Origin of the sequence: Pseudomonas sp. (assembly GCF_049590575.1) — a bacterium.
Lineage (GTDB): Bacteria > Pseudomonadota > Gammaproteobacteria > Pseudomonadales > Pseudomonadaceae > Aquipseudomonas.
Map to the genome: position 1 here is coordinate 1 of NZ_JBAWDE010000163.1, position 5,215 is coordinate 5,215.

At 63.8% G+C, this 5,215-nt stretch carries 6 protein-coding genes; 2 read left to right on the forward strand and 4 right to left on the reverse strand.

Translation table 11 applies throughout. The features are described 5' to 3' along the window. The 4 genes from WBR57_RS11875 to WBR57_RS11890 form a co-directional block, all read right to left on the reverse strand. Positions 1-601 (reverse strand): amidase family protein (locus WBR57_RS11875; protein WP_424083995.1); only part of this gene is annotated, 601 nt, incomplete at its 3' end. Positions 602-743: 142 nt separating this feature from the next. After that, positions 744-1,667, reverse strand: coding sequence for a sugar ABC transporter substrate-binding protein (locus tag WBR57_RS11880; RefSeq protein ID WP_424083990.1), 924 nt, complete (start codon positions 1,665-1,667; stop codon positions 744-746). A gap of 42 nt (positions 1,668-1,709) precedes the next feature. Beyond that, a complete protein-coding gene (locus WBR57_RS11885) occupies positions 1,710-2,843 on the reverse strand; it encodes a phytanoyl-CoA dioxygenase family protein (protein ID WP_424083991.1) in 1,134 nt (377 codons plus the stop codon). Next, positions 2,843-3,688: an SDR family oxidoreductase gene (locus WBR57_RS11890; protein ID WP_424083992.1), complete on the reverse strand. Its 846-nt coding sequence runs from the start codon at positions 3,686-3,688 to the stop codon at positions 2,843-2,845. Before WBR57_RS11890 ends, WBR57_RS11885 begins: the two co-directional genes overlap by 1 nt. A 121-nt stretch (positions 3,689-3,809) precedes the next feature. Between WBR57_RS11890 and WBR57_RS11895 the strand changes: the two genes are divergently transcribed. Together WBR57_RS11895 and WBR57_RS11900 are read left to right on the forward strand one after the other, a co-directional pair. Next, positions 3,810-4,835, forward strand: a complete 1,026-nt coding sequence (locus tag WBR57_RS11895; protein WP_424083993.1) for a LacI family DNA-binding transcriptional regulator — start codon at positions 3,810-3,812, stop codon at positions 4,833-4,835. Positions 4,836-4,885: 50 nt separating this feature from the next. Beyond that, a partial coding sequence (locus WBR57_RS11900; protein ID WP_424083994.1) for a Gfo/Idh/MocA family oxidoreductase occupies positions 4,886-5,215 on the forward strand: 330 nt, incomplete at its 3' end.

Here is a 5,215-nt window from a genome sequence, read left to right on the forward strand (position 1 = left end):
GGGTGTAGGCGCACAGGCCATTGTTGGACGCCGGGCCACGCCCGCTCGACCAGGTTTCTTCCGCCAGGCCAAAGGCCGCAAAGCTTGCGGCGGTCGCGGTGCCGGCGCCGTTGGATGAGCCCGAGGCGAACGGCGCGGTCAGGTAGTCGGCGTTATACGGGCTTTCGGCGCGGCCATACACACCGCGCTGCATGCCGCCATTGGCCATCGGCGGCATATTGGTCTTGCCCAGGCAGATGGCGCCACCGGCGCGCAGGCGTTCGATGGTGAAAGCGTCGCGCTGAGCCACGAGTTTGGCAAAGGCCGGGCTGCCCGAGGCGGCAGTCAGCCCTTTGACCAGGTAACTGTCCTTGGCGGTATAGGGAATGCCATCCAGCGGCCCAAGTGTTTCGCCCCTGGCCCGGCGTGCATCTGAGGCCTCGGCTTCCTTCAAGGCTTCGGGGTTGCGCACGACCACGGCGTTGAGTGCGGTAGCGGTCTGCGGGCCGTCATAGGCATCGATGCGCGCCAGGTAAGCCTGGACCAGTTCAACGGCAGTGGTCTGGCCGGTTTCAAGCGCCGCGCGCAAGTGGGCAATCGAGACTTCGGTAACTTGCATCAGGTTTTTTTCGCCGCCTTCAAGTGGGGGTATGGCGGCAGTCTACGGACAGATATTTCACAAAACCAGTGCGGCGGCTGCCTTGCTCGGGTTCTCGCGACGTGCTGATAAGCAGGCGCGCACGCCACGACAAGCCCACTCACCCTTAAGGGTTCAGAAACGCCTGGTAGTTCTCTTTGGTGATCTGCTGGTAAGGAATGGTCAGCTCCGCCACGTAGGGCTGTTTTTTCACCATCTTTATCGCCAGGTCAATCGAGCCCACGGCCTGGCCTTTGTTGTCCTGATACGCGGTCACCAGCAATTGGCCTTTCTTCACCGCATCCAGCCCGGCCGCGCCGCCGTCACTGCCGGCGACCAGGATGTCTTTACCCGGCTGCATGCCGGCCTGGCTGATCGCCATGGCGGCGCCGATGGCCATCTCATCGGCGTTGGCTGCCACTGCGTCGATTTTGCGTCCGGACACGATCCAGTTGTTCATCAGGTCAATCGCCTTGCTGCGTTGCCATTCGGCGCTCTGTTCCTCGACGATCTTGATGTCGGGGTAGTCCTTGAGTACGTTTTTAACCCCCTGCGTACGGTTGTGGGTGGCGTTGTTGGACAGCAGCCCGAGCATGATCGCCAGGTTGCCCTTGCCGCCCATTTTCTCGGCCAGGTAGCGCATCTGGATCTCGCCCGCCTTGACCTCATCCGAGCCCACATACCCCACGCCAGGTGGCACTTGCTTGAACTCGGGACGGCGGTTGACGTACACCAGCGGGATCTTCGCGTCCTGGGCATTGACCGTCATTTTCTGCGTAGCGGCGGTGTCCACGGCGTTGACGATAATCGCGTCCATGCCCTGGGCGGTGAAGTTCTGCACCTGGTTGAGCTGGCGCACCACGTCGCCCTGGGCGTCTTCGAATTGCAGGGTCACGCCGGGCAACTGCTTGGCGTGGGCGGCCATGTAGTCACGCATTTGTGCGAGGAACACATCGTCGACCTGGGCGATGCTCACGCCGATCCGAATATCGGCCAGCGCCCATGGGCTGACGGCCAAGGTCAAGAGTGCCGCAAGGAAGTGTTTTTTCATGGTGTTGCTCCGTTATTTTTGTTGTTGTCAAAGCATCAGAATTCACGCCTGGCGCTTGGCCCGCAGGTGCGCCACGGCCTCGGCGAAATCGGCATACACCCAGCGTTCTTTAAGCGCTTGCAGCATCAGCTCCTGCCCAGTCTGCGGGGCCAGGCCCTTCAGCGGTGGGTCGGTGTCGAGGTTGGTCGGGAAGGAATAACCGTCGGCGGTGCAGGCAACCACCGCTTCGACGGCCTGGGCGTCCAGGGCGGGATTGCCCAGCAGCGCCGGGTACACCGCGAGCATCATGCGGTCGCGGTCGAGGGCTTCCATCGGCTTGCCAAGCGCCGAGGAGATCTGCAGCAGGTTGGCCATGCGCTGGCAGTCGGCCGTGCGGTTGGTGCCGGCCGCATGGAACAGCGCCGGGTTGAAGAACAGCAGGTCGCCCTTGCCCAATGGCAGCTGCACCGCGTGCCGTTGGAAGTAGTCGATAAATTCCGCGCGCCGCCAAGCCAGGTAGCCCAACGGGTATTGCTGGGAAAACGGCAGCAACTGGGTGGGGCCGCTCTCCAGCGGCATGTCCGAATGGGCCACCGCGCCCTGTAGCGTCAGGTACTGGGACAGCTGATGCAAGGGCAGGGGAAAGCGCTCGACCACCTCGTCTGTCTGGAAGCCCAAGTGATAGTCGCGATGCGGCTGTTGGGCCTGACCGCCAGGGTGCACCACGTTCACTTGCGCCGTGACCTGATAACCCGGGCCCAGCCACGCCTCGGCAATCAGCCCCAGCAGCGGGTTGGCGTAGTACTCGACAAACGACGCCGGCGACTGCAACGCGGCCTTTTGCAGCGAGTTCCAGATCCGCCCGTTACTGCCGGCCTTGGCAAAATGGTCGGCGGCCACAGCCTGCATGGCCTCGTGGGCAAAAATCGCCTCGAACACCTGGCTGTGGCGGTCCACCACTTCCAGGTCTTCATAGGCGCGGCGCACCACCATGACGCCCGGACCCTCGCGAAACAGGCGGTGCAGTTCATTCATCACCGTGCGGCGGTCGCTGTTGCGCAGTATCTGGGCCTGATAGATCGGCACATTGCTCAGCACTTCAGCTGCCAGCGGATAATCCTCGACACGCGCCTGCTGCGCGCACACCCGGTCGAAATCCTCGATGTGCACCGCGTCTGCGCTTACGAACGCCGACATCACACACCTCCTGGCAGGCTCAGGGCCTGATGCGGTTGCGGGCTGCCGCCATCGGTGCAGCCGACCACGCCTTGCTCCAGGTCGATCACTGAACCGGTCATCATCCCCGACTCACGGGACAGCAAAAACGCCACGCTTTGCGCCACTTCCTCGGGCTTGAGCAAGCGCCCGAACGGCTGCGCGCGTTCGGCCTTGGCCAACCAGCCGTCCTGCGCGCCGTGGTACTGGCGCTGGATTTCGTCCTCGTGGGGGGTATCCATCCAGCCGATGTTCAAGCCGTTGACGCGGATGCGGTTGCGCAGCGCACTGAACGCGACGTTCTTGGTCAGGATCGCCAGCGCGCCCTTGGACGCCGCATAAGCGCTCAAGAAGGACTGCCCGCCATGCCCGGTGACGCTCTGGATATTCACCACGGCGCCTTCCACGCCGTTGCTGATCATCAGTTTCAGCGCTTCCTGCATCAGGAAAAACGGCGCACGCACGTTCACCGCCATCAGCCGATCGAACAGCTCGGGCGAGGTGTCCAGAATGGTCCCGCGGTCCGACATCCCGGCGCAGTTCACCAGCCCGTGCAAGGTGCCGAAATGGGTGCGCGCGGCGGCGATGATCGCGCGGCAATCCTCGACCTTTTCCAGGTCGGCCTCGACGAAAAATGCCTGGCAGTCCAACGCTGCCAGCTGCCGCACCTGTTCTTCGCCCTGGGCGCGACGCCGCCCGCAGATGATCAGCCCGGCCGCACCCCGCCGGGCCAGGGTGTGGGCCACCGCCGCGCCCAGGCCCTGGGTGCTGCCGGTGACGACAAAGTATTGGCCGCTGAACGAGCGGGCGAGATCGGTGAGGGGCATGCGGTTCTCCTGGGTTTTTGTTTTTTGGTCACTCGGCTCGACGCCGGGCAAAACTGAGACTAGCATTGCCAAACCTCAGTAACGCCTAAAAAAGACCTCAAAAACGCCTCAGGCCAAACCTATGCTCGAACGCGCAAAACACTTCTCCATCAAGCAGCTCGCGACCCAGGCGGGCGTCAGCAAAGCCACGGTCGACCGCGTGCTGCACCAGCGCGGCAGCGTGCACGCCCAGACCCGGCGACGGATCGAGCAGGCGCTGGATGAGTTGGAGGCCCAGGAGAAGAACGGCCTGGCCGTCGGGCGTACTTTCCATGTCGACGTGATCATGCACACGCCGCAGCGCTTCAGCGCGGCGGTACAGGCGGCGATCGTCGCGCAATTGGCCAGCCTGGCGCCGTTCCGGATTGCACCGCGGTTTCACCTGTTCGAAGAAATCGAGCCCCAGGCCATGCACGATCAATTGCTGCGCTGCCTGGAAACCGGCAGCCAGGGCGTGGTGCTCAAGGCCGCCGATGAGCCAGCGGTGAACCAGGCGGTCAAGCAGCTGGTTGCGGCGGGGATTCCGGTGGTGACATTGGTCACGGACCTGCCGCACAGCGAGCGTATCGGCTATGTGGGCATGGACAACCGTACCGCCGGCCAGACCGCCGCCTACCTGATGTCGCGTTGGTTACCGGCGCAGCCCCAGGACGTGGCAGTGGTGATCGGCAGCGAGCTGTTCCGGGGCGAGGAAGAACGCGAGATGGGCTTTCGCGCCTGGCTCCGCGGGCGCGCCGCGCACCTGCGGGTGTTGGATATCGGTGGCGGCTACGGCGTGTACGACCGCACGTTTGAGCGGGTCACCCAGGCGTTGCACCGGTACCCAAACCTCAGGGCGGTGTACAGCGTCGGCGGCGGCAACCTGGCGATTGTCGACGCCTTTGCCGCCCTTGGTCGCCCGCTGGACGTGTTTATCGGCCACGACCTCGACGCAGAAAACCGTCAACTGCTGATCGACGAGAAAATTGCCGCGATCATCGACCATAACCTGCAGATCGATGCCCGCCACGTGTTCCTGCACATCCTGCAGTACCACCGGTTATGGAAGACCGGGCCGATTGCGCCGTCGCAGGTGCAGATCGTTACGCCGTTCAATCTTCCGAGCTGACGCCTCATCAAAAACACTGCTCCCTTAAAAACAACATCAGGAGTTCAACCATGCTACGTATCGCCGTTCTAGGTGCCGGGCGTATCGCCAAGATCCACGCCGCCAACGTCGCGGCTCACCCGAATGCCACGCTGGTACTGGTGGCCGACCCGTGGCGCGAAGGCGTCGATGCGCTCAGCCGTCAATTGGGCTGCGAGGCGGCCTACGATTGCGCGGCGGTGCTCAGCCGCGAAGACATCGACGCCGTGGTCATCGGCACGCCCACCGACACCCACATCGACCTGCTGCTGGCCGCCGTGGCGGCGGGCAAGGCGGTGCTCTGCGAGAAACCCATCGACCTCGACCTGGCCAAGGCCCGCAGCGCCGCCCAGGCTGTGGAG